This is a genomic window from Longimicrobium sp. (assembly GCA_036377595.1).
In the GTDB taxonomy this organism is placed as follows: Bacteria; Gemmatimonadota; Gemmatimonadetes; order Longimicrobiales; family Longimicrobiaceae; genus Longimicrobium.
This window is the reverse complement of sequence record DASUYB010000175.1, coordinates 1-24,559: the sequence shown is the minus strand read 5'-3', so window position 1 is coordinate 24,559 and position 24,559 is coordinate 1. Positions and strand designations below refer to the sequence as shown.

22 protein-coding genes are annotated in these 24,559 nt (G+C 70.3%); 16 read left to right on the top strand and 6 right to left on the bottom strand.

Going from position 1 to position 24,559, the window contains the following annotated elements:
• The first annotated feature begins 80 nt into the window (after positions 1-80).
• The 6 genes from VF092_29015 to VF092_28990 all read left to right on the top strand — a co-directional run bounded on the left by VF092_29015 (position 81) and on the right by VF092_28990 (position 9,101).
• The gene (locus VF092_29015; GenBank protein ID HEX6751368.1) at positions 81-1,883 is read left to right on the top strand and encodes a DUF3179 domain-containing (seleno)protein; all 1,803 of its coding nucleotides are present in this window, start codon (positions 81-83) and stop codon (positions 1,881-1,883) included.
• Positions 1,880-3,538 carry an FAD-dependent oxidoreductase gene (locus VF092_29010; protein ID HEX6751367.1) on the top strand — a complete coding sequence of 553 codons (1,659 nt, stop codon included), beginning with the start codon at positions 1,880-1,882 and terminating at the stop codon, positions 3,536-3,538. The genes VF092_29015 and VF092_29010 overlap by 4 nt, the downstream gene beginning before the upstream one ends.
• A gap of 166 nt (positions 3,539-3,704) precedes the next feature.
• Entirely contained in the window at positions 3,705-5,393 is a 1,689-nt protein-coding gene (locus VF092_29005; protein ID HEX6751366.1) for an FAD-dependent oxidoreductase, read from the top strand.
• A 68-nt stretch (positions 5,394-5,461) separates the two neighbouring features.
• Positions 5,462-6,055, top strand: a complete 594-nt coding sequence (locus VF092_29000) for a hypothetical protein (protein HEX6751365.1) — start codon at positions 5,462-5,464, stop codon at positions 6,053-6,055.
• A 281-nt stretch (positions 6,056-6,336) separates the two neighbouring features.
• The gene (locus VF092_28995) at positions 6,337-7,716 is read left to right on the top strand and encodes a sigma-54 dependent transcriptional regulator (protein HEX6751364.1); all 1,380 of its coding nucleotides are present in this window, start codon (positions 6,337-6,339) and stop codon (positions 7,714-7,716) included.
• On the top strand, positions 7,713-9,101 hold the full coding sequence (locus VF092_28990; GenBank protein HEX6751363.1) for an ATP-binding protein: 1,389 nt from the start codon (positions 7,713-7,715) through the stop codon (positions 9,099-9,101). The genes VF092_28995 and VF092_28990 overlap by 4 nt, the downstream gene beginning before the upstream one ends.
• A 462-nt stretch (positions 9,102-9,563) precedes the next feature.
• On the opposite strand, the gene VF092_28985 is transcribed toward VF092_28990, so the two are convergent.
• From VF092_28985 to VF092_28970, 4 genes are all read right to left on the bottom strand, one after another.
• Positions 9,564-10,304 (bottom strand): ABC transporter ATP-binding protein, encoded by a 741-nt coding sequence (locus tag VF092_28985; GenBank protein HEX6751362.1) that lies wholly within the window; start codon positions 10,302-10,304, stop codon positions 9,564-9,566.
• 47 nt (positions 10,305-10,351) lie between these two features.
• The gene (locus VF092_28980) at positions 10,352-11,599 is read right to left on the bottom strand and encodes an HlyD family efflux transporter periplasmic adaptor subunit (protein ID HEX6751361.1); all 1,248 of its coding nucleotides are present in this window, start codon (positions 11,597-11,599) and stop codon (positions 10,352-10,354) included.
• Positions 11,600-11,939: 340 nt separating this feature from the next.
• Positions 11,940-13,961 carry a molecular chaperone HtpG gene (htpG, locus tag VF092_28975; GenBank protein ID HEX6751360.1) on the bottom strand — a complete coding sequence of 674 codons (2,022 nt, stop codon included), beginning with the start codon at positions 13,959-13,961 and terminating at the stop codon, positions 11,940-11,942.
• Between the two features lie 479 nt (positions 13,962-14,440).
• A complete protein-coding gene (locus VF092_28970; protein ID HEX6751359.1) occupies positions 14,441-15,031 on the bottom strand; it encodes an isochorismatase family protein in 591 nt (196 codons plus the stop codon).
• A gap of 221 nt (positions 15,032-15,252) precedes the next feature.
• Here VF092_28970 and VF092_28965 point away from each other — a divergent pair, with 221 nt between their 5' ends.
• The 8 genes from VF092_28965 to VF092_28930 all read left to right on the top strand — a co-directional run bounded on the left by VF092_28965 (position 15,253) and on the right by VF092_28930 (position 21,208).
• The gene (locus VF092_28965) at positions 15,253-15,831 is read left to right on the top strand and encodes a Uma2 family endonuclease (protein ID HEX6751358.1); all 579 of its coding nucleotides are present in this window, start codon (positions 15,253-15,255) and stop codon (positions 15,829-15,831) included.
• Positions 15,832-15,869: 38 nt separating this feature from the next.
• The gene (locus VF092_28960; protein ID HEX6751357.1) at positions 15,870-16,100 is read left to right on the top strand and encodes a DUF433 domain-containing protein; all 231 of its coding nucleotides are present in this window, start codon (positions 15,870-15,872) and stop codon (positions 16,098-16,100) included.
• A gap of 36 nt (positions 16,101-16,136) precedes the next feature.
• The gene (locus tag VF092_28955; GenBank protein HEX6751356.1) at positions 16,137-16,760 is read left to right on the top strand and encodes a hypothetical protein; all 624 of its coding nucleotides are present in this window, start codon (positions 16,137-16,139) and stop codon (positions 16,758-16,760) included.
• Between the two features lie 64 nt (positions 16,761-16,824).
• Positions 16,825-17,352, top strand: coding sequence for a hypothetical protein (locus VF092_28950; protein ID HEX6751355.1), 528 nt, complete (start codon positions 16,825-16,827; stop codon positions 17,350-17,352).
• A 227-nt stretch (positions 17,353-17,579) separates the two neighbouring features.
• Positions 17,580-18,203: a penicillin-binding protein activator LpoB gene (locus VF092_28945; protein HEX6751354.1), complete on the top strand. Its 624-nt coding sequence runs from the start codon at positions 17,580-17,582 to the stop codon at positions 18,201-18,203.
• A 35-nt stretch (positions 18,204-18,238) separates the two neighbouring features.
• Positions 18,239-19,057: a hypothetical protein gene (locus VF092_28940; protein HEX6751353.1), complete on the top strand. Its 819-nt coding sequence runs from the start codon at positions 18,239-18,241 to the stop codon at positions 19,055-19,057.
• Positions 19,054-20,667: a hypothetical protein gene (locus tag VF092_28935; protein ID HEX6751352.1), complete on the top strand. Its 1,614-nt coding sequence runs from the start codon at positions 19,054-19,056 to the stop codon at positions 20,665-20,667. Before VF092_28940 ends, VF092_28935 begins: the two co-directional genes overlap by 4 nt.
• Positions 20,668-20,689: 22 nt before the next feature.
• The gene (locus VF092_28930; protein ID HEX6751351.1) at positions 20,690-21,208 is read left to right on the top strand and encodes a hypothetical protein; all 519 of its coding nucleotides are present in this window, start codon (positions 20,690-20,692) and stop codon (positions 21,206-21,208) included.
• 162 nt (positions 21,209-21,370) lie between these two features.
• Here VF092_28930 and VF092_28925 read toward each other — a convergent pair whose 3' ends face one another.
• Positions 21,371-21,544 (bottom strand): hypothetical protein, encoded by a 174-nt coding sequence (locus VF092_28925; GenBank protein ID HEX6751350.1) that lies wholly within the window; start codon positions 21,542-21,544, stop codon positions 21,371-21,373.
• A 122-nt stretch (positions 21,545-21,666) separates the two neighbouring features.
• Positions 21,667-22,878 carry a patatin-like phospholipase family protein gene (locus VF092_28920; protein ID HEX6751349.1) on the bottom strand — a complete coding sequence of 404 codons (1,212 nt, stop codon included), beginning with the start codon at positions 22,876-22,878 and terminating at the stop codon, positions 21,667-21,669.
• A gap of 250 nt (positions 22,879-23,128) precedes the next feature.
• Here VF092_28920 and VF092_28915 point away from each other — a divergent pair, with 250 nt between their 5' ends.
• Positions 23,129-23,380, top strand: coding sequence for a hypothetical protein (locus VF092_28915; GenBank protein HEX6751348.1), 252 nt, complete (start codon positions 23,129-23,131; stop codon positions 23,378-23,380).
• Positions 23,381-23,581: 201 nt separating this feature from the next.
• Entirely contained in the window at positions 23,582-24,490 is a 909-nt protein-coding gene (locus VF092_28910; protein HEX6751347.1) for a hypothetical protein, read from the top strand.
• Positions 24,491-24,559: the final 69 nt, after the last annotated feature.

Here is a 24,559-nt window from a genome sequence, read left to right as displayed (position 1 = left end):
GATCCTCGTCTCCGCCCCGCGCGGGGATCGGGACGATCCACGAAGACATCGCACGCAGACGTGATTCACCTCCGGAAGGGATGGACGAGCCCGTGGCCGACGACATGATGACGATCCCCGCGGTCCGCTGCGACCGGTTCCTCGACGACGCGGACCCGGCGCTGGCCTACCGCGTGGCGCACGACACCTTCCCGGTCCTGACCGACCCGGTCTTCGTTCCCGCCGCCGACGCGGGCTTCATGCGCCCCGACGACTGGGTCGTGGGCGTGCGCGTGGGCGGCGAGGTGCGCTGCTACCCCGCGTACATGCTCGACAACGTGCACGTGGTGAACGACACCATCGGCGGCCAGTGGCACGCGGTGATGCACTGCGAGATCTGCTGCTCGAACGCGGTGTTCCTGGCCGAGATGGACGGCGCCCGGGTGACCTTCGGCACGGGCGGGCTGTTCGGCGGCACCCTGTCGATCTTCGACGAGCAGACGAAGAGCCTGTGGAGCCACGGGATGGGCGTGGCCTTCGACGGCCCGCTGGCCGGCCGCGGGCTGGAGCGGGTGGAGAGCTTCCAGGCCACGTACGCCGAGTGGGTGGCGCTCCATCCCGACACCGTGGTGATGACCTGGCCCGAGCCCGCGTCGCACCCCGACGCGCGCCACGGCCACGGCACCGACGCCTGGTTCGCGCAGCCCGGGATCGAGCCGCTGGTGCTGAAGACCATGTCGGTGCGCGAGGACGAGCGTCTTCCCGAGCACGACATGGTGGTGAGCCTGTTCACCCCCGACGGCCACGCGGCGCTGCCGCTGCGCGAGCTGGCGCGGGCCGGCGGGCTGATCGCCTCGGACGTGGCCGGCAACCCGCTGGTCACCCTCTCCGCCGGCGCCGACAGCGCGATGACCGGCACCTTCCACCCCTTCCTGGACGACGAGCCGGAGACGGCGGTGGAGCTGGAGCTTCGCGGCGGCCGCTTCATCGACCGTGAGACCGGGTCGGAGTTCCGCGTGGACGGGCTGGCCGTCTCCGGGCCGCTGGCGGGGCGGCGGCTGCGGCCGGCGCCCACCATGACCAACAAGTGGCACTCGCTGATCTGCTTCGTTCCCGGCGTCGAGGTGGTGCGCGCGCCCGAGCCGGTGGCGGTGGACGTGGGCGCGCTGGCCCCCGTGCTCGGCGCGCTGCGCGGCGACGGCTATTCGGTGGAGCCCACGCGCCGGATGTACTCGCTGGAGCTGCCGCAGGAGGCGTTCTGCGGGTGCGAGGTGCAGCTGAACGGCGAGCCGTTCCGCGTCTTCCTCTTCACCGACGAGAGCGTGGCCGCCGACCAGCTGCTGTGGATGCAGCACGCGCTGCAGGCCGGGCCGGTGGTGCTGGCCTCCAATCCCCCGCTCTGGGCCGACTGGACCAACACGCGCCGCATCCGCGGCGACGCGGTGGCCTGGTCGAAGCTGGTCGAGGATCCCGCGCTGCGGGCGTCGCTCGACAGGGCGGCCGCGCGCGTCTCCATGGGCCGCGCGCTGGACCGCGCCTCGCTGGGTGAGTTCGTGACCGCGCTGCGCGAGCGCGGGGTGCAGGTGCACGTGCGCCGCTCCGCCTACCGCGAGACGCTGCCGCCGGGCGCGCGCTCGGGGATGTTCGCGCACATCGGGGGCGACCCCTTCCTGATCTATCGCTTCGACTCCGAGGAGGCCGCGGCGGCCGGGGCGCCCCTTCCCGCGCACAGCATCGTGGCCGGGCATCTCCTGCTGCAGTCCGATCCCTCCGACATGTACGGCAACCTCGAGCGCGGCACCCACCGCCGCCCCGACGAGCTCGTCTCCTGGTCGCCGCTGCTGAAGTCCGCCGAGTTCGCGGCGCAGGTGCGCGCGGCCGCCGCGCAGCGGAGCGACGCGTGAGCGGCGCGATGACGAGCGGCCGCAAGCGCATCGGCGTGATCGGCGCCGGGCCGGCGGGGCTGGTGGCGGTCAAGGAGCTGAAGGAGACCGGGCACGAGGTGGTGGCCTTCGACGCGCGGCCCACGCTGGGCGGCGTGTTCGCCGACGCCTACGCGGGGCTGCAGCTGACCTCCAGCAGCCTGATCACCAGCTTCGGCTCGTACATCCGCGACCGCGACCTGGACCGCCCCGTCCTCTGGCAGTGCGACGAGTATCTCCAGTACCTGCGCGAGTTCGCGGAGCGCTACGATCTCGCCCCGCACTTCCACTTCTCCACCATGGTGAAGTCGGTCCGCCGCGCGCCTGACGGCGGGTGGCGGATGCGCGTGGCGCCGGTCGGCTCTCCGGAGCAGGAGACGGAGCACGCGTTCGACCACGTGGTCGTGGCCACCGGCTCGAACGTGAAGCCGCAGTTCCCCGCGTGGGCCGACCCGGCGGGCTTCGACGGGCGCATCGTCCACTCGGGCGACGTGCACGACGAGAGCACCTTCGCCGGCAAGCGCGTGCTGGTGGTGGGGATGGGCGAGAGCGGCTCGGACATGGCGCTGATGGCGGCGCGGGCCGGCCGCGCCTGCGCCATCTCCACCCGCAACGGGCCGGGATACATCATCCCCCGCTACTACCGCGGCCTTCCCGCCGACACCGACAGCAACCGCTGCTACCACGGCCTGCCGCGCTCGGTGGTGCACAAGCCGATCGTGCGCTTCAAGGTGAAGGTCGAGGACGCGCTCCTTCCGGCCGACGCCGACCGCAAGGTCCTGGGAAAGGTGGCGGAGATCAACCGGGCGAGGGGCGGCACGCCGTTCACCCGCTTCGGCACCAAGAGCACCGCCTTCGTGAAGGCGATGGTCTACCACGGCGCGGAGTGGCGCCCCGGCGTGGCCGAGCTGCGCCGCGACCGCGTGGTGTTCGCCGACGGGACGGAGTTCGAGTGCGACCTGATCGTCTGCTGCACCGGCTTCACCCCCCAGTTCTCGTTCCTCGAGGAGCACGAGCCCGAGCTGGCGCGCCGCGCGTGCAACGCCCGCTCGCTCTACCGGCGGATGATGATCCCCGAGCTGGGCACCTCCATCTCCTGGATCGGCCTGGTGCGCCCGGGGATCGGCGGGGTGCCGGCGTGCTCGGAGATGCAGGCGCGCTACCTGGCGCTGCTGATCTCCGGCGGGAAGCCGCTGCCGTCGCTGGACGAGATGCACGACGACATCCGCCTGCACGCCGAGCTCGACCGCAGGCAGTACGGGCACGACGCCGAGCGGCTGCCGACCATGGCCGACCTCTTCCGCTTCTCGGAGTCGACGGCGCACGAGATCGGCTGCCGGCCGCCGCTGCGGAAGCTGTTCCTGCGCGACCCGCGCGCCGCCTTCAAGGTGGCGTTCGGGCCGCTCTCCGCCGCGCAGTACCGCCTGGCCGGCCCCGGCGCCGACCCGGTGCGGGCGCGCGCCGTCCTCCGCCGCCTGCCCACCATGCCGTGGCCGGTCCTGGCGTACGAGGCGATGCTGATGGCCGGCTGCTGGGCCGCCGGGCTCACGCGCGAGCCGTGGAAGAAGTGGCAGCGGCGAAGCCCCGCCGTGCGCCGCCCCGCCGTGGCCAAGGCCCCGCGCCCCGCGCTGCAGTAACCGCTGGGATGATCCGGTGGATGGCATCGGGCGAGGCTCCCGATGCGCCGCCGGGTGAGAATGCCGGTCGCCATGGACGGGTGGGAGTAGGTGCGAGAAGGAAATCCGATGCTGCCGGGCGCGCGGTTGCGCCCGGCATCTCCACGAAGCTGAACGCGGGGAACGCATGAGCGAAGGAACGATGCCGGCGGCGGGCGGGCGCAAGCGGGTTGCGGTGATCGGCGGCGGGCCGGCCGGGCTGGTGACGATGAAGGAGCTGAAGGACAAGGGGCTCGAGGTCGTGGGCTTCGAGCGGCGCACGCAGCCGGGCGGCGTGTACCGCGGCACCTACGCGGGGCTGCAGCTGACCTCCAGCAGCCTGCTGACCAGCTTCAGCTCGTTCGTGCGCCCGCGCGACCTCGACAGGCCCACCGTGTGGCAGTGCGGCGAGTACCTCGAGTACCTGGCCGACTACGCCCGGCACTTCGACCTGGACCGCCACTACCACTACGGCACCGAGGTCCGCTCGGTGGGGCGCGTGGCCGGCGGCGGGTGGCGGGTGCGCTACGCGGCCCCGGACGCCGCGTCCGGCGAGGAGCGCGAGATCCACGTCGACAACGTGGTGGTGTGCAGCGGCGGCAACGAGCAGCCGCGCTTTCCCGCCTGGGCCGACCCGTCGCGCTTCGACGGCCGCATCGTCCACTCGGCCGAGATCCGCGACGACCGCGACTTCGCCGGGAAGCGGGTGGTGGTGGTCGGCCTCGGCGAGAGCGGCTCCGACATCGCGCTGATGGCGGCGCGCGGCGGCGTGGCGTGCGCGATCTCCACCCGCAAGGGTCCGGGGTACGTGATCCCCCGCTACTACCGCGGGCTGCCCACCGACCTCGACACCAACCGCTGCTACCACGCGCTCCCGCGCTCGATGGTGCAGACGCCCATCGTGCGCTTCAAGGTGAAGATCGAGGACGCGCTGCTGAAGCCCGACGAGGACCGCGCGGTGCTCGAGAAGGCGGGGGAGCTCAACGCCGCCCGCGGCCTGCCGCCCTTCCACCGCTTCGCCACCAAGAGCACCGCCTTCATCGAGGCCATGCTCTACCACGGCGCCAGCTACCACGGCGACGTGGCCGAGCTGCGGCGCGACCGGGTGGTGTTCGCCGACGGGACGGAGTTCGAGTGCGACATGATCGTGTGCTGCACCGGTTTCGCGCCCGGGCTTCCTTTCCTGCAGGAGCACGAGCCGGAGCTGGCCCGCCGCTCGCGCAACTCGCGGATGATGTACAAGCGGATGATCTTCCCCGAGGTGGGCACCGACATCGCCTGGGTGGGCTACGTGCGCCCCTTCGTGGGGAGCGTGCCGCCCTGCGCCGAGATGCAGGCGCGCTACCTGGCGCTGCTGATCAGCGGCGAGAAGCCGATGCCGTCGCCGGCCGAGATGCGCGAGGACATCCGGCTGCACGCCGAGCTCGACACCCGGCAGTTCGTGGAAGACGCGGAGCGGCTCCCCGCGCTCACCGACTTCTTCCGCTTCATGGAGACGATGGCGCACGACATCGGCTGCCGCCCGCCGTTCGGCCGGCTCCTGCTGCGCGAGCCGTGGACCGCGGCGATGGTGATGGCCGGGCCGCTCACCGGCATCCAGTACCGTCTGGCGGGCCCGGGTGCCGAGCCGGAGGCGGCCAGCCGCGCGCTGCGGCGGATGCCCACGATGCCGTGGCTGGTGGTGGCCTACGAGGCGCTGGTGCTGTTCGGCTGCTGGGCGGCCGGGCTCACGCGCGAGCCGTGGCGGAAATGGCACCCCCGGCGGGCCCCCGCGCCGCGCCCCGAGCACGCCGTGGCCGAGCGGCCGCGCGCCGTCCTGGAGCTCTCGGAGCCGTGACCGGTGCCGCCGGGTGAGCAGTCCGCTCGTCCCCGGATGAACCCTGCACTTTCAACCCCCGGACGACCATGTCTTCGATCGTCTCGCCGACCCCGGCCGTCGCCGTGCAGCACGGCCTCGACGTCACCGGCGGCGGCTTCATCGCCCGCCTCAACACGCGGTGGCACGAGCGCGCCATGTGGGCGTTCGCGGCCGTCGTGCTGGGGCACTGGGCCGAGCACCTGTTCCAGGCCTGGCAGATCTGGGTGATGGGGATGCCGCGCCATCACGCCATGGGCGCGCTGGGGATGGTGTGGCCGTGGCTGGTGCACTCGGAGTGGCTGCACTACGGCTACGCGATCGTGATGCTCGTGGGCCTCGTCCTGCTGCGCCCGGGGATGGCGGGGCGCGCGCGCACCTGGTGGACGGTGTCGCTGGCCATCCAGTTCTGGCACCACATCGAGCACGCGCTGCTGCTGACGCAGGCGCAGACCGGCTGGCACCTGGCGGGGCGCCCGGTTCCCACCAGCATCGTCCAGCTCTGGCTCCCCCGCGTGGAGCTGCACCTGTTCTACAACGCCATCGTCTTCGTGCCGATGGTGATCGCCATGGTCTACCATCTCCGCCCCTCGCCCGCCGAGGCCGCGGGGATGCAGTGCAGCTGCGCGCTGCGCCGGGCGTAATCTCCAGATCAGGCGAGCTGATCTAATCTCACGCAGAGGACGCAGAGCCGCAGAGGGAACGCCAACCCTCCGCGGCTCTGCGTCCTCTGCGTGAGGTCAAGTATCCTTTGGTCTCACGCAGAGTCAGCAGAGTCAGCAGAGAACTTCAGCCGTTCACCCTGCTAACTCTGCTAACCCTGCGTGAGACCTTTTTTGTTATCCGTATCCGGACGCGGGTACCCTTCCGGGGCGCATCGCACTAGCTTTCCCGCCGGTTTTCCATCACCACGCGCGCCCAAGCGATGCAGATCACGCCGCCGCCACGCATCCTGATCGCCGACGACCAGCCGGACGTGCTGGAGGCGCTCCGCCTGCTGCTGAAGGCCGAGGGCTTCCGCATCGAGACGGCCAGCTCGCCCGCGGGGGTGCTGGCGGTGGCGCGCGAGCAGGACGTGGACGCGGTGCTGATGGACCTGAACTACGCCCGCGACACCACCTCGGGGCAGGAGGGGATGGAGCTGCTGCAGGCGTTGCTGGCGCTCGACGCCGCCCTTCCCGTGGTCGTGATGACCGCGTGGGGGAGCGTGGAGGGCGCGGTGGAGGCCATGCGCCGCGGCGCCCGCGACTACGTGCAGAAGCCGTGGGACAACGCGCAGCTGCTGGCCACCCTCGGCCGCCAGGTGGAGTTGGGGCGCGCGCTGCGCCAGAGCCAGCGGCTGGAGCAGGAGAACCGCCGCCTGCGCGCCGACGGCCTGCCGGAGATGATCGCCGGCTCGCGCGCGATGGAGTCGGTGCTGCGGCTGATGGAGCGCGTGGGCCCGTCCGACGCCTCGGTGCTGATCACCGGCGAGCACGGCACGGGGAAGGACGTGGTGGCGCGCTGGCTGCACGCCAGCAGCCCGCGCGCGCAGCGGCCGCTGGTGACGGTGAACGCCGGCGCCATCGCCGAGGGCGTGTTCGAGAGCGAGCTGTTCGGGCACGTGCGCGGCGCGTTCACCGACGCGCGCACCGACCGCGTGGGCGCGTTCGAGCTGGCCGACACCGGCACGCTCTTCCTCGACGAGATCGGCACCATGCCGCACGCGCAGCAGGCCAAGCTCCTGCGCGTCCTGCAGACCGGCGAGTTCCAGCGCGTGGGCTCGTCGAAGACGCGCCGGGTGGACGTGCGCGTCCTTTCCGCCACCAACCTCGACATCTCCCGGGCCGTGTCCGAGGGACGCTTCCGCGAGGACCTGCTCTTCCGGCTGAACACGGTGGAGATCCACCTTCCCCCGCTACGCGACCGCCGCGACGACATCCCCCCGCTCGCCCGGCACTTCCTGGCCCGGCAGGCGGCGCGGTATCGGAAGGAGATCGCGGGGTTCGAGCCCGACGCCATGCAGGCCCTCCTCGCCTACGGGTGGCCCGGCAATATCCGCGAGCTGGAGCACACCGTGGAGCGCGCCGTGCTCCTGGCCACCGGTCCCGCGATCGCCGCGGGCGACCTGGCGCTCCGGCCGCCCGCGGCATCGGCGCTGCTGGAGGAGATGTCGCTGGAAGACGCGGAGCGCCTGCTGATCGGCAAGGCGCTGGCGCGCCACAACGGCAACGTCAGCCAGGCCGCCGAGGCGCTGGGGCTGAGCCGGAGCGCGCTCTATCGCAGGCTGGAGCGCTTCGGCCTGCAGGCGCAGGCGGACGCGTGAGCCGCCCCTCCGCGCGGGCCGGCGCGGGCGTGGAAGACGAAGCGCGCTCCGCGGAAAGGCGGCGGGAGCCGCGGCACCAGACCCAGGTGCTGCGGCTTTCCGTGCTCACGGGGCTCCCCGCCTGGGCACTGGCGATGGCGCTGCTGTGGACGGGCGGCTTCTCCCTGGCGGTGAAGCTCGCGCTGACGCTGGCGGTGACGGCGCTGTGGATCGCCTTCGCCGCGGCGCTCCGGCGGCGCGTGGTGCATCCGCTGCAGACGCTGGCCAACCAGCTGGGCGCGCTGCGCGGCGGCGACTTCGCGGTGCGGGCCCGCGGCGCGCGCGCCGACGACGCGCTGGGGCTGCTGGCGCTCGAGGCCAACGCGCTGAGCGTAACCCTGCGCGAGCAGCGCCTCGGCGCGATGGAGGCCACGGCGCTGCTGCGCAAGGTGATCGAGGAGATCGACGTGGCGGTGTTCGCCTTCGACGACCAGGTGCGGCTGCGGCTGGTGAACCGCGCGGGCGAGCGGCTGCTGGACACCCCGCGCGAGCGGCTGCTGGGGCTCGCCGCGGCCGAGGTGGGGCTGGCCTTCGCGCTCGAGGGGCAGCCGTTGCGCACGCTCGACCACGCCTTCCCCGGCGGGAGCGGGCGCTGGCAGATCCGGCGCGACCCCTTCCGCCAGGGCGGACGGCAGCACCGGCTGCTGGTGGTCACCGACCTGTCGCGCGCGCTGCGCGAGGAAGAGCGGCAGGCGTGGCAGCGGCTGATCCGCGTGCTGAGCCACGAGATCAACAACTCGCTGGCGCCCATCCAGTCGATCGCGGGCACGCTGCACGCGCTGTCCTCGCGCGAGCCGCCGCCGCCCGACCTCCGCGACGACCTGCTGCACGGGCTCGACGTCATCGGCTGCCGGGCGCGGGCGCTGGGCGCGTTCATGGCCGAGTACGCGCGCCTGGCCCGCCTTCCCCCGCCCGTGCTGCGGCCGATGGAGGTGGGCGAGTGGGTGCGCCACGCGGCCGGGCTGGAGACGCGCGTGGAGGTGGAGGTGCTCCCCGGCCCGCCGGTGGAGATCCAGGCCGACCGCGACCAGCTGGACCAGCTGATGATCAACCTGCTGCGCAACGCCGCCGACGCCGCGCTGGAGACCGGCGGCGGCGTGCGCGTGGGCTGGGCGCCGCACGGCGGGCGGGTGGAGATCCGGGTGGAGGACGACGGGCCGGGCTTGGCGGAGACGGCCAACCTCCTGGTCCCCTTCTTCACCACCAAGCCGCACGGCACGGGGATCGGGCTGGTGCTCTCGCGCCAGATCGCCGAGAACCTGGGCGGCACGCTGGCGCTCGAGAACCGCGCCGGCGCCCGCGGCTGCGTCGCCACGCTCGTCCTCCCCATCCGCCCGTCGAGCTGAAGAAGAGGGATTTCGCTCAAAGGCTGATCCGACCCCGACGTCATCCTGAGGCCGGCCAAACCGTAATCAGCGTCTGCGCAAAAGCTTGCAGGCCGAAGGATCTATCGCCGATCCAGCACCCGGTCTCGCGAAACGCGCCGAATCTCCATCCAGATTCATATCAGGCAGAGTCAGCCGGGTCAGCAGAGGGAACGGCTGCAGTTCTCTCTGCTGACCCTGCTGACTCTGCGTGAGCCTTGCTGTTTACAGACTCGGTACCAACACGGAGGCACGGAGAACCGCGCGCGATTCTCCGTGCCTCCGTGTGATCTCAAGTCCGGAGTTGGTGCGGCTCCGAGGACTGTGTGCATGACGCGGCGATAGATCCTTCGGCCTGCAACCGCTTGCGCAGTCCGCAACTACGGTCTGGCCGGCCTCAGGATGACGTCGGTCGGGGTCGGTCTCGGATCAACAAACTCCGGATCAGGCGTGGACGAAGCCGTGGCGCTCCAGCTCGTGCATCACGCCGCTGCTCTCGTCGCGCACCACCTGGCCGTCGAAGAGGTGCACCGTGCGCTGCGCGTGCTCGGCGTAGCGCGGGTCGTGCGTGACCATGCAGATGGTGGCGCCCTCGGCGTGCAGCTCGCGCAGCAGCGTCATCACCTGCTCGCTGTTGGCCGAGTCCAGGTTCCCCGTGGGCTCGTCCGCCAGCAGCACCGAGGGCGAGCCCGCGATGGCGCGCGCCACGGCCACGCGCTGCTGCTGCCCGCCCGAGAGCTGGCTGGGGTAGTGCCCCATGCGGTGGCTCATCCCCACCTTCTCCAGCGCCTCCTTCACCCGCTGCGCCCGCTCCGACGCGGGGATGCCGCGGTAGGTAAGCGGCAGCTCCACGTTCTCCTTCACCGACAGGTCGCCGATCAGGTTGAACGCCTGGAACACGAAGCCGATCTCGCGGTTGCGGATGCGCGCGCGGTCGGTGGCGGTGAGGTTGGACACCGGCTCGCCGTTCAGGACGTAGCTGCCGCCGCTGGGCGAGTCGAGCAGCCCCAGGATCGACAGCAGCGTGGTCTTGCCGCACCCCGACGGTCCCGCGATCGCCACGTAGTCGCCCTTCGCGATCTGCAGGTGCACGCCCGAGAGCGCGTGCGTCTCCACGTCCTCGGTCAGGTACACCTTGCTGACGCCGTCGAGCTGGATCAGCGGGCTGCCGTTGCCGTTGCTCATTCGGATCGATGCCGGTTCGGGGAAATGCCGTTCTGCTTGGCGATGGCCTACTTCAGCCGCACGCGCTCCGAGGCGTCGTACTGCGACATGTCGGAGAGGATGATCACGTCGCCGGGGTTCAGCCCGCGCAGCACCTCCACCGAGGTGGCCGAGCCGCGGCCCAGCTGCACCATCACCCGCTCGGCTTCGCCGCCGCCGGGAAGGAGGCGGAAGACCGCCAGCGTGCTCTCGGCCTGGCCGTAGGCGGGACGGCCGACGTGCAGCACGTTCCCCAGCCGCTCCAGGTCCACGGTGCCGTCCACCGACATGTCGGGGCGCGCGCCGCGGGGAAGCGCGCCGGTGAGCGACACGTCCACCGTGACGGTGCCGTTCTGCGCCGCGGGGTCGATGCGCGTCAGGCGCCCGGCCACCACGCCGTTGTGCGTGTCGATCGACGCGAGCTGCCCCACCGCCAGGTCGCGCGCCTGCGTCTCGGGGATGCGCAGCACCGCCTTCAGCGTTCCCGGCTGCACCACCTTGGCCAGCGTGGCGCCCGAGTTCACCCACTGCCCCAGCTCCACCGGCAGCTCCTGCAGCACGCCGGCCTGCGGCGAGCGCACCTGCATGCTGGCGATCTGCGTGCGGTTGAACTCGGCCAGGCGGCGGAGCATGGCGATCTGGCTCTCCTGCCCGGCGATCTGCTGGCGCATGGAGCCGCGGATCTGCTCCAGCCGCTGGCGCTCCACGTTCAGCCGCGTGCGCAGGTCGGCGGCGTCGTCGCGCGCCTTGGCCAGCTCGTGCGCGCTCACCATGTTCTCGCGGGCCAGCGCCTCGGCGCTCTGCGCCTGCCGCTCGGCCTGGTTGTACTGCGCCTGCACCTGCGCCACCGTGCCCTGCTGGGTGAGCAGCCCGTTCTGCAGGTTGGTGCGCAGCGTGGTGAGCTCGGCCTCGGCGGCGGTCAGCTGGCGCTGCGCCTCGAGGGCGGCGCGCTCCACGTCGGGGTTGCTGAGCTCCACCAGCACGGTGCCCTCGGCCACGGTGGTGCCGGGCTGCACCAGCTTGCGCTCCACACGGCCCTGCGTGACCGCGCTGATCCAGCGGATGTTCTCGGCCACCAACGTGCCGGGCCCGCGCACCTGGCGCATCATCTCGCCCTTCTGGACGGTGTCGGTCCACAGGGTGGCGCGGTCGACCGACGGCGCCGCCGGGCCCATGCGCGCCAGCGCCGCGGTGGCCACGGCCAGCAGCAGGACCGCCGCGCCGCCGTACGTGATCCACTTGCGGCTCTTGCGTGCCGGCTTGCGAGGAATATCCACGGTTCTGCTCCGGGGGAGATTTCAGGGTGACGATGTACGCCGGCTCGTGCGGAGGGCGTTGCCGCACCCGGTAAAGGCGAGGTCCGTGCCAACTTTCCATGCGGCGTAAATTGTTGGTAGATGGCAATATAGCTGTATCGGATCGCCGTGCGGTTATCCGGATGTGGGAATCCCCGTCCCACGAGCGAACACCCGGCTGTCCGCTGCCGGGAGAAAAACAATCACACAGAGGACACAGAGGTAACGGAGAGGCACAGAGAACCAATCGCGGTCCTCTGTGCCTCTGCGGTTCTCTGTGTTCTCTGTGAGAAAATTTAGATCGCCAGTCCTCGCGCGAGATCTATGGATTCGCCGCAGTCTCCTCCGACGACGTCTCCTCGATCGCGTCCGCGGCGGGCTCCTCCGCGGATGGGGCTTCATCAGCCGCGGGCGGAGCGGATGCGGGGGACGGCGCCGCATCCAGCCCCGTCTCCATCAGCCCGGCCACGAGCTGGGTGAAGCGCACGGCGTCGTGCGGCTCGGAGCCCTCGGCCAGGAGCGACCACGACAGAAGCAGCTCCGCGTAGTCGCCCACGACGGGGTCGCCGGGGTTCGCGTCGAAGCGGCGGCGGAGGCCCTGCACCAGCGGGTGCGTGGCGTTCAGCTCCAGGATGCGGCGCTGCCGGAAGCCGTCGCCGCGGCCGGCGGCCAGGAAGCGCTCCAGCTGCGGCGAGTAGTCGTGCTCCGCCACCACCAGCACCGCGGGCGACTTGGTCAGCCGGCCGGAGAGGCGCACCTCCTTCACCCACGTCTCCAGGCGCTTCTGCAGCGCGCCCAGGAAGGGCTCGAACTCCTTCTTCCGCTCGTCGGCCTGCGTCTTCTTCTCCGCCTCGTCCAGCTCCACCGCGCCCTTGCCGGCCGAGCGCAGCCGCTTCCCCTCGAACTCCGTCACCGACTGCACCACCAGCTCGTCCACCGGATCGGTGAGGTACAGCACCTCCCACCCGCGGTCGCGGAACGCCTCCAGCGCGGGCGAGTTCTCGATCTGCTCGCGGCTGGCGCCGGTCAGGTACCAGATCTCGTTCTGCCCCTCGGGCATCCGCCCCACGTATTCCTTGAGCGTGGTCAGCGCCTCCGCCTCGCGCGACGAGCCGAACAGGAGCAGGTTCAGCAGCGCGTCGCGGTTTTCGTAGTCGCTGTCCACCCCCTCCTTCACCGCGCGCCCCAGCTCGCGCCAGAACGACTCGTACTTCGGCCGGTCGGCGTTCAGCATCTGCTCCAGCGTGCCCAGCACCTTCTTCGTCAGCGTGCGGCGGATCTGCCGGACGTGGCGGTCGCTCTGCAGCATCTCGCGGGAGACGTTCAGCGGCAGGTCGGGGCTGTCCACCGCGCCGCGCACCCAGCGCAGCCAGCGGGGGAGCAGCTCCTCGCTGTTTTCGCGAACCAGCATCCGCTTCACGTACAGCCGCAGGTTGGGCTTGAAGCCCGGGTAGTACAGCTCGACCGCCCCGCGCGAGGGGACGAAGAGCACCGCCTGGTACTCCACCAGCCCCTCGCCGCGGGTGTGGATGGTCTCCAGCGGCTCCGACCAGTCGTGCGAGATCTGGCGGTAGAAGTCGGCGTACTCCTCCTTCGTGACCTCCGCCGGCGGGCGCGCCCAGATGGGCTTCATCGAGTTGACCGGCCGCTCCGGCTCCGGCGTCTCGCCCTCGGGCACCTCCTCGGGCTTCTCGGGGGGGAGGAGGATGGGATAGGTGATGAAGTCCGCGTGCTGGCGGATGATGCGCGACAGCACCCAGCGGTCGGTGTAGTCCTCGATCCCGTTCTCCGAATCCACCGGCTTCAGGTGCAGGGTGATCGTGGTCCCCGGCCGGTCGCGCTCCGCGTCGGTCACGGTGAAGGTGCCGCCGCCCGACGACGTCCAGCGCACCGCCTCGTCCGTCCCCGCCTTGCGGGTGACGAGGTCGACACGGTCGGCCACCATGAACGACGAGTAGAAGCCCACGCCGAACTGCCCGATCAGCTGCCCGGCGCCCTCGCCCGCACGGTCCTTCAGCTGCTCCAGCGCCTCCCGCGTCCCCGAGCGGGCGATGGTGCCGATGTTCTGCACCACCTCGTCGCGCGTCATCCCGATCCCGTCGTCCTCGATGGTGAGGGTGCGGTTCTCCTTGTCGGGGACGAGGCGGATCTTCGGCTCGTGGCCGTCGGGAAGGAGCTCCGGGCGGGTGAGCGCCTCGAAGCGGAGCCGGTCGATGGCGTCGGACGCGTTCGACACCAGCTCGCGCAGGAAGATTTCCTTGTCGGTGTAGAGCGAGTGGACCACCAGGTCGAGGAGCCGCTGTACCTCGGCCTGGAAGGCGAACTGCTGGGCCTGCTCGGACACGCTTCCCTCCTGTCGGCGGATCTGATTGACGCTTGGAGATGGAGATGATTCCGCGGCGTCGGTTCCTCCGCGGCGGGCGGGATTCTAATCAAGCCCCGCCGGAGGCAACAAGTGGCGGCAGCGGAATGATCGGGAGGTGGCCGATCTCCTGCGAGGAGGTTGCGTCCCTCCCGACACCCGGCGGGTGTCATCCTGAGGGCGCGGCGTACCGAAGCCGCGGATCACACGAACCTCCGCGCGCCCGAAGGATCTTGCATGGCGGGCTGAATGTTCGTGCGAAGCGCAGGCTTCTTCGCGGCGGGCGAGTAGATCCTTCGTCGGCGCCAAGCGCCGGTGAGGACGCGAGTTCGGTGCGGCGCCTCCTCAGGATGACATCGAGCGGTGTTCCGGAATTCCGGGTGTTCCGCCTCGAACCCACAAAGCAGAGGAGCGGAGAATCGCCTTCTCCGCTCCTGCGCTTCACAGAGTTGGATCGCGGCTCAGCCGACGGGGGCCGGCTCCAGCTCGCGCGCCAGCTCGCCGACGGTGGCGATGCGCGCGAAGCGGCCGCGCAGCGCGAACTCGGCGTTGCGCGTGATCTCCTCCACCCCCAGCTCCTCGCCCGTGGCGGGGTTGCGGATGGGGAAGGTGGCCGTGGCCTCGGTGACGAAGTCCACGTCGTAGCCCAGGTCGCCCGCCAGGCGCGCGGTGGTCTCGCAGCACTGCTCCGTCTGGATGCCGGTGATGGCCAGCCGCCGCGCGCCCAGCCCGGCCAGCACGTCCGCCAGGTTGGTGCTGGTGAACGCGTTGCGCGTGGTCTTCACCAGCACCGGCTCGCTCTCGCGCGGCTCAAGGAACGATTGCACGCGGAACCACTCGCTGTCCTGGCGGAACGGGCCGTCGTCGTCCGTGTGCAGCACCCAGATCACCGGCAGCCCCGCGTCGCGATATGAGTCGACCAGCCGCGCCAGGTTCCGCTCGAAGTCCGGGTTGCTACGCCGCGCCCACCGCTCGGCGTCCGCCCTGAACGAGTCCTGCACGTCGATCACCAGCAGCGCCGACCGCTCGATCGGCTCCTTGTTCGTCGCCATTGTCTCATCTCCCGTTTCGTTCGTCTCCAATCCACCTGCGGCACACAAGCTAATCGCCCCAGGCTTGCCGGTCAGGCGAAATTCAGGACGAATCGGCACCGGATCGGGACAAGCGCGCGATAAAGGGAACCTCGGGTTCTCTGGCGCGAATATGAGTGGTGACTCATACTTGCTTGACCCACACGGCTCTTCCTCACAGCGATCGAAGACGCGGAGTGCCGATGTCGCCGCTGGTTCAACCTCGCTACACACCCGAGGAGTACCTCCGCCAGGAGCGGGCAGCCGCATCGAAGAGCGAGCTGATCAACGGGCGCATCTACGCGATGGCCGGTGCGAGCCGGCGTCACAACCTCATCGTTGGCAACCTGTTCGCCGAGATTCGGTCGCAGCTGCGCGGAAAGCCGTGCGAGGCCTACGTGAACGACATGCGTGTGAAGGTGGCCCGCACCGAGCTGTACACTTATCCGGACATCGCGGCGCTGTGCGGAGAGCCGATGTTCGAGGACGAGCACGTGGACACGCTGCTGAATCCCTCGGCGATCGTCGAAGTGCTGTCCGAATCGACGGAGAAGTACGACCGCGGTGAGAAGTTCGCGCACTACCGGCGGCTGGACTCGCTTCGCGAGTACGTCCTCGTCGCCCAGAACACGCGCCGCATCGAGCAGTACGTCCGCCACGGCGAAGCGTGGACGCTGACGGAGATCAGCGACCCGGACGCGGTGCTTCGGATCGAGAGCGTCGGTTGTTCGATTCCCGTCGCGGAGATCTACGACCGGGTCGATTTCGCCGCGCCTGAGTAGCCCGACCCTGCTTTAGCTTTGCTAGGACTTTCACTGGAGTGCGTGCTTTGACACTCGTAGAACGAATCACCGTCAACCCGCGCCAGTGCGGCGGCCGGCCCTGCATCCGCGGGATGCGGATCCGTGTCACGGACGTCCTGGATCTCCTGGCCTCCGGGTTGTCGCGCGAGCAGATCCTCGAGGAACTGCCCGACCTTGAGCCGGAGGACATCGAGGCAGCTCTCCGGTTCGCGTCGCGCAGGATCGATCACCCCGTGGTCGTGGCGTGACTCGTGTTCCGGGCACTGATAGTCTCGCGGAAAACTATGGAATTCAATGAAGCACGCCTTCTCGACAACTTCGGTAAGCTCATGCAAGAGCGAATCGTGCATGGAACGCATACCACAGAGGATGCCGTCCGATACATGTTTTTCCATACACTCGTGTGCGCTGGATATCGTCCGGAGAATATCTCGCTTGAGGAACCGCTACCGGACCACCCGACACGACGTCTTGACACGGTAGTCTATGACCGCTCAGGACATCGTCAAATTCTTGTTGAATTTAAATTTCACAGGATGAAACAGGCGGTGCAGCCCAAACCTCAACTTGCGGGTGGACTCTATCGGGATTTGTTTCGCTTAGCGTTTGCACAGGCAAAAACTGGGGCAAAAGCATTCTTGGTGTACATTACTGATCGTGGTATGGCTGATTACTTAGAGCAGCCTAAGCATGGGTGCTCTGAGATTTTCTTGTTGGCGGAGGAATCCTCAGTTGACATAGGCTCACGCAGCTTACACGGGAAGTCGAAAACATTCTCTCATGCACTTGATGGGTTCCTTTACCCGGCTACGGTTCGCTGTGCATATCGGCGCGAATTCTCCAATGGCCAGCAACTCATAATCTTTTCGATCAAACATTTACGCGCTGAAGTATACGAGTGGGATTGACCCCGGGGGGAACTGCCGTACTTGCAACTCCGCCAGTGCTCGACGCTGGTATGTATGTAGGTAGGTGCCAATGGGCGATAGGACGATGCGATCTTTTCATGTAGCTGTTGCTGCGGAAGCGTTCGCAGCCGGGCTACTAGCACGGGCGGGTTGCGATGTGCTCGTCCAGTACGGTGCCAATCAACCTGAGTACGATCTGGTAGCGACGAAAGGAGATCGTTTTCTTAAGGTTTCTGTGAAGGGTAGCCAAAGCGGTGGATGGGGCCTTATTCAAAGCTATAAGCGAGGCTACAGTTATCATGAGGCCATTGAGCGGTGGGTAATTGCTCAGAGCCCGCACGTGATTTACTGCTTTGTACAGTTCTTTGACGTACCGTTCGACGCTTGCCCACGTGTCTATCTGGCCACTGTCGACGAAGTGGCTCAAGCATTGAAGGTAGCGCGCGGCGGCCTTGGATCAACAATTCTTTATGAGAACTATATGTACAGTCGCGGAGTTGCCCGCTCCTTCCGAGATTCTGTTCCTAGTACATGGGCCTTCACCGTTGATAGAGTGGATGAGCTACTCGTGGCCGCACATTCTTCTACTTGACTAGCCGTCCAAACTCGTCACGCTGTCCCCTGCCGTCCGTCCACCACTGTCCGCGCGGGGTGACACGGCGCGCCGGGCGAATCCCCGTCCCAAAACCTAAGTTGTTGTTCGATAATCAGATCGTAGCAGTTGCGCGCGGGGTACGCCCGATGCGCTCCCCATCCCCCGTCCGACACGCTGCGCCGACCCGGGCGCGGAACCCTCCCGATCCGTCTTACGGAGAACCGATGAACACCCTGACCCGCGGCCTGCGCGCGGCCCTTGCCTCGGCGGCGATCCTCGTCTCCGGCGGCTGCGCCACGCAGGTCACCCGCATCTCGCCCGACCAGCAGATCGACCTCAGCGGCCGCTGGAACGACGTGGACAGCCGCCAGGTGGCCGACGCCATGGTCCAGCAGAGCTTCCAGAGCCAATACGGCCCCAGCTGGGCCATGCAGTACATGCAGGCGCACGGCGGCCGGCGCCCCACCGTGATCGTGGGCTCCATCCGCAACCGCAGCCTGGAGCACATCCCGGTCGAGACCTTCGTGCGCGACCTGGAGCGCGCCTACCTGGGGAGCGGCCAGGTGCAGGTCGTCGCGAGCAGCGAGGAGCGGCAGGAGGTGCGCGACGAGCGTGCCGACCAGCAGGACAACGCCGCCGCCGACACCCGCGCGCGCATGGGGCGCGAGCACGGCGCGCAGTACATGCTGCAGGGCGACATCTCGCAGATCACCGACCGCGAGGGCGGCCGCCGCGTGGTCTACTACCAGGTGGACATGACGCTCGTCGACCTGGAGACGAACGCGAAGACCTGGACCGGGCAGCACAAGATCAAGAAGGTCGTCGAGCAGCCGCGCTTCCGGCTGTGATTTCCGCGGACCGCCGACAGAAGGGATCTCCCGAGATGACGACGAAGAATTCCGCGCCGGCCGTGGCGCTGCTGGCCCTCCTGGCGGCCGGCGCCTGCGCGCCGCGGATGCGCCGGGTGGTCGAGGTGCAGCCAAACGGCGCCATCGTGGCGTCGACGCAGGATGACGACATCGCCCGCGCGCGCGCCGAGGGCGCGAGCGAGCGCAACCGCCTGCTCGCCGAGAACGACCAGCTGGTGGGCGCCGCGCTGGCCGCGTGCACGCCCATGCTCTGCAGCGCCCTCGCGCGTGGCGAGCTGGCGGTGGGGATGACGCGCGAGCAGGTGCTGGCCGCCACGCACTCGTCGGTGGCCGCGTGGGACCTGCGCGGCCGGGGGAGCGTGAGCACCCTCACCCCGCGCGACGGCGTGACGCCGAAGGACGTGGTCAGCCAGGTGGCGTTCGTCACGCTGGTGAACGGCCGAGTGGCGAACTACGCCTACCGCGAGCCGCAGGGCGTGCGCATCGTCTCCTCGTCGGCGGACGCGAGCGCCGACGGGGTGGCGCGGGCGCGCGCCGACCAGCTGCTGCGCGAGGGCGACGACCTGGCGCTGGCGGGCGACTTCGACCGCGCGCTGAACTACTACGACCGCGCCGACATCATCGTCCCCAACAACCCGGCCACCACGCTCCGCATCGCGCGGGCGCTGGACAAGCAGCTGCGGCCGTACGAGGCGCTGATCCAGTACCAGCTCTTCCTGCACCAGCTGGAGATCGAGCGCATCCACGCCTACGGCGACGTCTACGCGCAGTACGGCGCGGCCATCGCCGAGGCGCACAACCGCATCATCGTCCTCGAGCACTACCGGAGATGAGCCCCGCCAGACGGCTCCCCCGCGCACTGGCGCCCGTGGCGGCGCTCGCGCTGGCCGCGTGCGCGGGGGCCGGCGCGTATCCCCGGATGCCGGCGCCCGAGTCGCTGCCGGCCAACTCGCCGCTCCTCTCCCGCACGCTGGGGCGGACCGACGCGTGGCTGCGGCACTACGTGATGCAGGGGCGGCCCGACAGCGCCGTGGCCATGCTGGGCGAGGATTCGAAGGCGCGGCCGCACGACGAGCTGGTGCGCCATCTCCAGCTCGGCCTGGTCTACCACTACGCGGGGAAGTGGGAGGCCAGCAACGCCGCGCTGGAGTGGGCGGAGACGGAGGCCGAGCAGCGGTGGACCAGGAGCCTGACGCAGCAGGCCGGGCAGCTGGTGATCAACGACGCGGTGGTCGACTACGTGCCCGCCGCGGGCGAGATGGCGCTGATCCCCTACTACCGGATGCTGAACTACCTGGCGCTGGGAAGCACCGACGGCGCGCTGGTGGAGGCCCGCAAGGCCAGCGAGTGGCTGGCGCGGCTCGGTGACCGCAAGGACCCGTGCGTGGGCGACGGCTTCGTGCACTACCTGGCCGGCCTGGCCTTCCGCGGCGCGGGGGAGCGCAACGACGCCCTGGTCTCCTACCGCAACGCCGAGCGCTCGTTCGGCGCCTGCGCGGGGAAGGACGCGGCGGGCGCGCCCGAGTGGCTGGGCGCGGAGCTCTACCGCGCGGCGATGGACGCGGGCGTGCGCGCCGTGGCCGACTCGGCGGCGGCGCGCTACCGGCTGGCCAACTTCGCGCGGCGGCCCGAGCCGGGGACGGGCGAGCTGGTCGTCTTCGTGGAGAACGGGTGGGTGGCGCACAAGGCGAGCGCCGACGTGCACGTCCCCATCTTCCCCTCCGAGCTCCAGGACGTCGACAGCGGGAACGGCGACCAGGTGATGGAGGCGGCCACGCGCGTGGTCGCCAACCTCGTGGGCAACCTGCAGGAGCAGGCGTACTGGGGCGAGGCGCTGGACGAGCGCCCCGACTTCCAGGTGGCCGCCGCGGCCGACGGGGCGTACGTGATGAAGCTCGCGTGGCCCGAGTCGCGGCTGGAGGCGTCGGACGCGGCGCGCGTGCGCGTGGTGGTGGACAGCCAGGCGGTCGACGCGCCGGTGGTCGAGGACCTGTCGTCGGTGATGTTCCGCCGCTGGCAGGCGCAGCGCCCGGGTGTGTTCACGCGCATGGTGGGGCGGGGGATCGTGAAGTTCCTGGCCGCGCACGGGCTGGAGCGCAGCACCGAGAAGAAGCACGGCGAGACGGCCGGGTGGATCGCCGGGCGGCTGGCGAACCTGGCCGCGAACGCGCTGGAGCGGGCCGACACGCGCAGCTGGACGCTCCTCCCCGACCGCATCTCCGTCGCGCGGATGACGCTGCCGGCGGGGGAGCACACGGTGCGGGTGGAGGTGCTGGACGAGAGCGGCGACGTGGCGCAGACGATCGATCTCGGCCGCATCACCCTGCAGCCGCGGGGAACGCTGGTGCTGAACCGCCGCGTGTGGGGCAGCGAGATGGGCGACGTGCGGCGGCTGTACGCGCGCGCCGGCCATCACGCCGACGCGCAGGCCGACGCGCGCTAGTCCACGAGCACGGGAGGTGGCGATGCGACGGGGAGCGCTCGTTCTGCTGGTCGCCCTGGGCGGGTGCCTGCTGCCGGGGCGCGAGCGCGACGCGGTGTTCGTGAGCGAAGGCGTGGCGGACGGATCGTCGTTCGACTGTTCGCGGCGGGGCGTCCGCGGGCTGGGCTACAGCGTGATGCAGCTGGACGAGGCCACGGAGACGCTGCACGCCTTCCGCTACCTGGGCCGCTCCGGCGACGAGCGGATGCACGGGTACCTGACGGTGAGCGTGGCGCAGGACAGTGCCGGCCGGCACCTCCTGGTCGCGGGCGAACGGACGGCGGAGCGGGCGAACGTTACGCGGCCGCGCTTCCCCACGCCGGTGCCGACGCCGATCCCGGAGCCGCAGCCGGTGCCGGTCCCCGGCCGCAACCCGCCGCCGGAGGTGCCGCGCGCGCGGACCACGGGCCCGCGCCGCGTCAGCCCCGGCGAGGTGGCGTCGCACGCGCGCTACGTGGTCCGCCGCTGCGGCGTCGGCGGCGAGACCCGCGCGACGGACTGACAAAGATTTTTCTCACGCAGAGTCAGCAGGGTTAGCAGAGAAACAGCCGCAGTTCCTCTGCTGACCCTGCTGACTCTGCGTGAGACCTGCTGTTTCAATGCAGAAGCCCCGCCCAGGGATCGATTCCCGGGCGGGGCCTCAGTGTGTCTGCCGTGGTGCGCGTCAGTGGCCGTGGGGGCCGACGCCGGAGAACGGGGTGAAGAGCGCGATCATGATGATCGGCACGAGCGGGATCATCACGATCCCGATCAGCCAGTAGATCACCTCCCACCAGGTGTAGTCCTCGCCGACCACACCCATCTCGTTGCGCTCGTGCTTGATCTCCAGCTCGGCCATGGCTCTGCTCGCCGCGTGTTCGGTGTCGCGCCGCGCGCCGGAATCGCCCGGCCGCGAAGGGCGGTATCTTAGCACCCGCACCGGCGCATGTCCAGACGGACTCAGCACTCAGGACTTGGGACTCAGGACTTATCCCCGTTGCCGTTGCCCTCGATGAACGCCGCCAGCTCGTCCCCGCGGCGTTCCGCGTCTTCCTCTCCCATGTCGATCAGGCGGCGGATGTAGTCGTCCTGGAACATGATCAGCGACAGCGCGTCGGGGCTGGCCGTCTCGCGCGTGCCCAGGCCGCGCGTGAGCAGGCGGAACGCGCGCGGCAGCCGCGGCTCGTGCTCGCGCGAGATGGCGCCCAGGTCGCGCGAGGGGCGGAAGGTCATCAGCTCCACCACGCGCATCCCCTCGCGCTTCTCCGGCGGCACCGCGCGCAGCAGGTCGTTCATCCGCTCCATCCGCATCACGTCCTGGTCCACCACGTCCAGGAAGATGGCGTCCATCAGCACGCCCAGCACCTGCGCGGGCGGCGGGTAGCCGCGCACCGCGGGGCGGTCGGCCTCGCTCTGGCTGCGCTCGTAGTGGGTGCTGACGGCCAGGATCTTGTGCGCCCCCAGGTGTAGCGCGGGCGAGAGCGGCGCGGTCAGCCGGATCCCCCCGTCGCCGTGCCACTGGTCGCCGATCTTCACCGCGGGAAAGAAGAGCGGAAGCGCGGACGATGCCATCACGTGCTCCACCCCGAGCCGCGTCTCCACCGCCCGCCGCGACGGCCGCTCCCAGGTCTGCAGGTGGCGTCCCTGCACCCAGACCACGGATTGGCCGGTGCTGTAGCTGGTAGTGCCGATGGCCACCGCGCGCAGCGTTCCCCGGGCCAGGTTGAAGTCGATCCCCGTCAGCTCGCCGTGCACGGGGCAGAGCGCCTCGGTCAGCAGCTCGCCCAGCGGCGCGGTGTCCACCAGCCCGCGCACCCGCGACTCGCGGATGCCGCCGCCGGCCAGCTGCAGCCCCCATCGCCCCATGTTGGCCAGGAGCGCGGGCACGTCCACGCGGAAGATGCGCTCGGGGGTGAGCTCGCCCCACAGCGCCGCGAGCTCGTCGACCGCCTGCGGAAGGGTGCCGTGCGCCTGCGCCAGGTGCGCCGCGTTGATGGCGCCCGCGGACACGCCGGTGATGATCGGAAAGGTCAGCTCCGGCCAGCGCCGCGAGATGTAGCGCAGGATGCCCACCTGGTACGCGCCGCGCGCGCCGCCGCCGGTGAGCACCAGCGCCAGGTCGCCGTAGTCGGTGGTGCCGTGCGCGCCGGGCGCGGGCGCTCCGTTCTGGGGATGCGGGACGGGATCGGGCACGGGGCGGGGCTGGAGATCGGATCGGGGAGATGGGAGACGCGGCAATATCTGCGTTCGTCCCGCGGCGCGGAAGATGGGGCGACAAGGTGCGTGGAGAGGGCGGTCCGCGAGGATCTGCGCGCCCGGCGCGGCGTTGTGGCACGGAGCGCGCATCTTCCGCCCGTCGCAGGGCGAGTCCTGGACGGCCCCGGTGCTACGCGCCGCCCCTTCCGCGGCGGGGCGCGCCGGGGTGCTCACCCGGAGGAAAACGATGGCCGAGGTCGAGGTCAACAACGTCAACCCGCCCGGCGGCGGCGGGGACGGCAGCGGCATGGGGTCGCTGCTGGTGGGGCTGCTGGTGGTGCTGCTGCTGGCGGCGTTGGTGTGGTTCTTCTTCCTGCGCGGCGGCACCGGCGGCACGGACAAGCACGAGGTGGACGTGAACGTGAACGTCCCCGGCGCGTCGAGCGGCGGGTCGTCGGGCGGCTCGTCCGGCGGATCCTCGGGCGGCACCAGCCCGTAACCACGAAAGGATCAAGGATCACACGGAGGGAACGGAGGAAACGGAGGAACTCATCGCAGTCCTCCGTTCCCTCCGTTCCCTCCGTGTGACTTCTTCGATCAGTTCGGTCTGGATCTTCGCGCGGCCGGGATTGGCGGGACGCGGCGCGGGGGATACGTTCAATCCGATCCCCCAATCGTCCCGATCTCCATCCGAATCCCCATGAACCGAACCCGGGTCGTTTTCGCCGCCGCGCTGTTCGTCGCGACGGGCCCGCTGCGGGCGCAGCAGACCGTCGCGGGCGGGCTGGCGGTGCAGGTGGCGCCGCACGCGTACGTCGTGACGGACCACGGCGCCAACCTGGTGCTGATCGCCGACTCGGCGGGCGCGATGGTGGCCGGCGTGCAGGCGCCGGCGCTGGTGGCCAGGGCCAGGCAGGCGCTGGCGGCGCTGCACGCCGGACCCGTGCGCTACGCGCTGCTGATGGACGGCCCCGGCGCGGCCGGGTTCATGGACGGGGGATGGGAGAGCGGCGGCGCCGTTGCCCTCGCGCACGAGTCGCTGCGCGGCGCCATCCGCCGTGCCTCGCGCGACGCGTCGGCGCCGAAGCCGGCGGGCGCGCGGATGCCGTCGGTGGGATACTCGCAGGTGGTGCAGGTGGAGCTGGGCGACGAGGAGGCGCACTGCGTGAAGCAGGAGCCCGGCTACAGCGCGGCGGACGCGGCCATCCACTTCGAGGGGGCGCACGTCCTCTACCTCAACAGCCTCACCACCGACGGGTACCCGGACATCGACGTGGACCGCGGCGGCACGCTGCTCGGCGTGGCGCAGACGGTGGCCGCGTTCGCCGCCAACTTCGAGGGCGCGCCGCAGGCCATCGAGCCCATCGTCCCCGCGCGCGGGCCGCTGGCGAAGATCCAGGACCTGCGCGACTTCCGCGACATGGTGTCGGCGGTGCACGAGCGCATCTCCGGCCTGATCGACCAGGGGAGGACGGTGGAACAGGTGGTGGCCGCGCGCCCCACCGCGCAGTTCGACGCGCGCTGGGGGCACGGCCCGGTCACCCCCGAGCGCTTCGTCCGCGCCGCCTACGCGTCCATCCAGAAGGAGCGCGCGGCGCCGAGGCAGTAAAAAGAAATCTCACGCAGAGGGCGCAGAGGTCGCAGAGGATTGATTCAGTTCCTCTGCGACCTCTGCGCC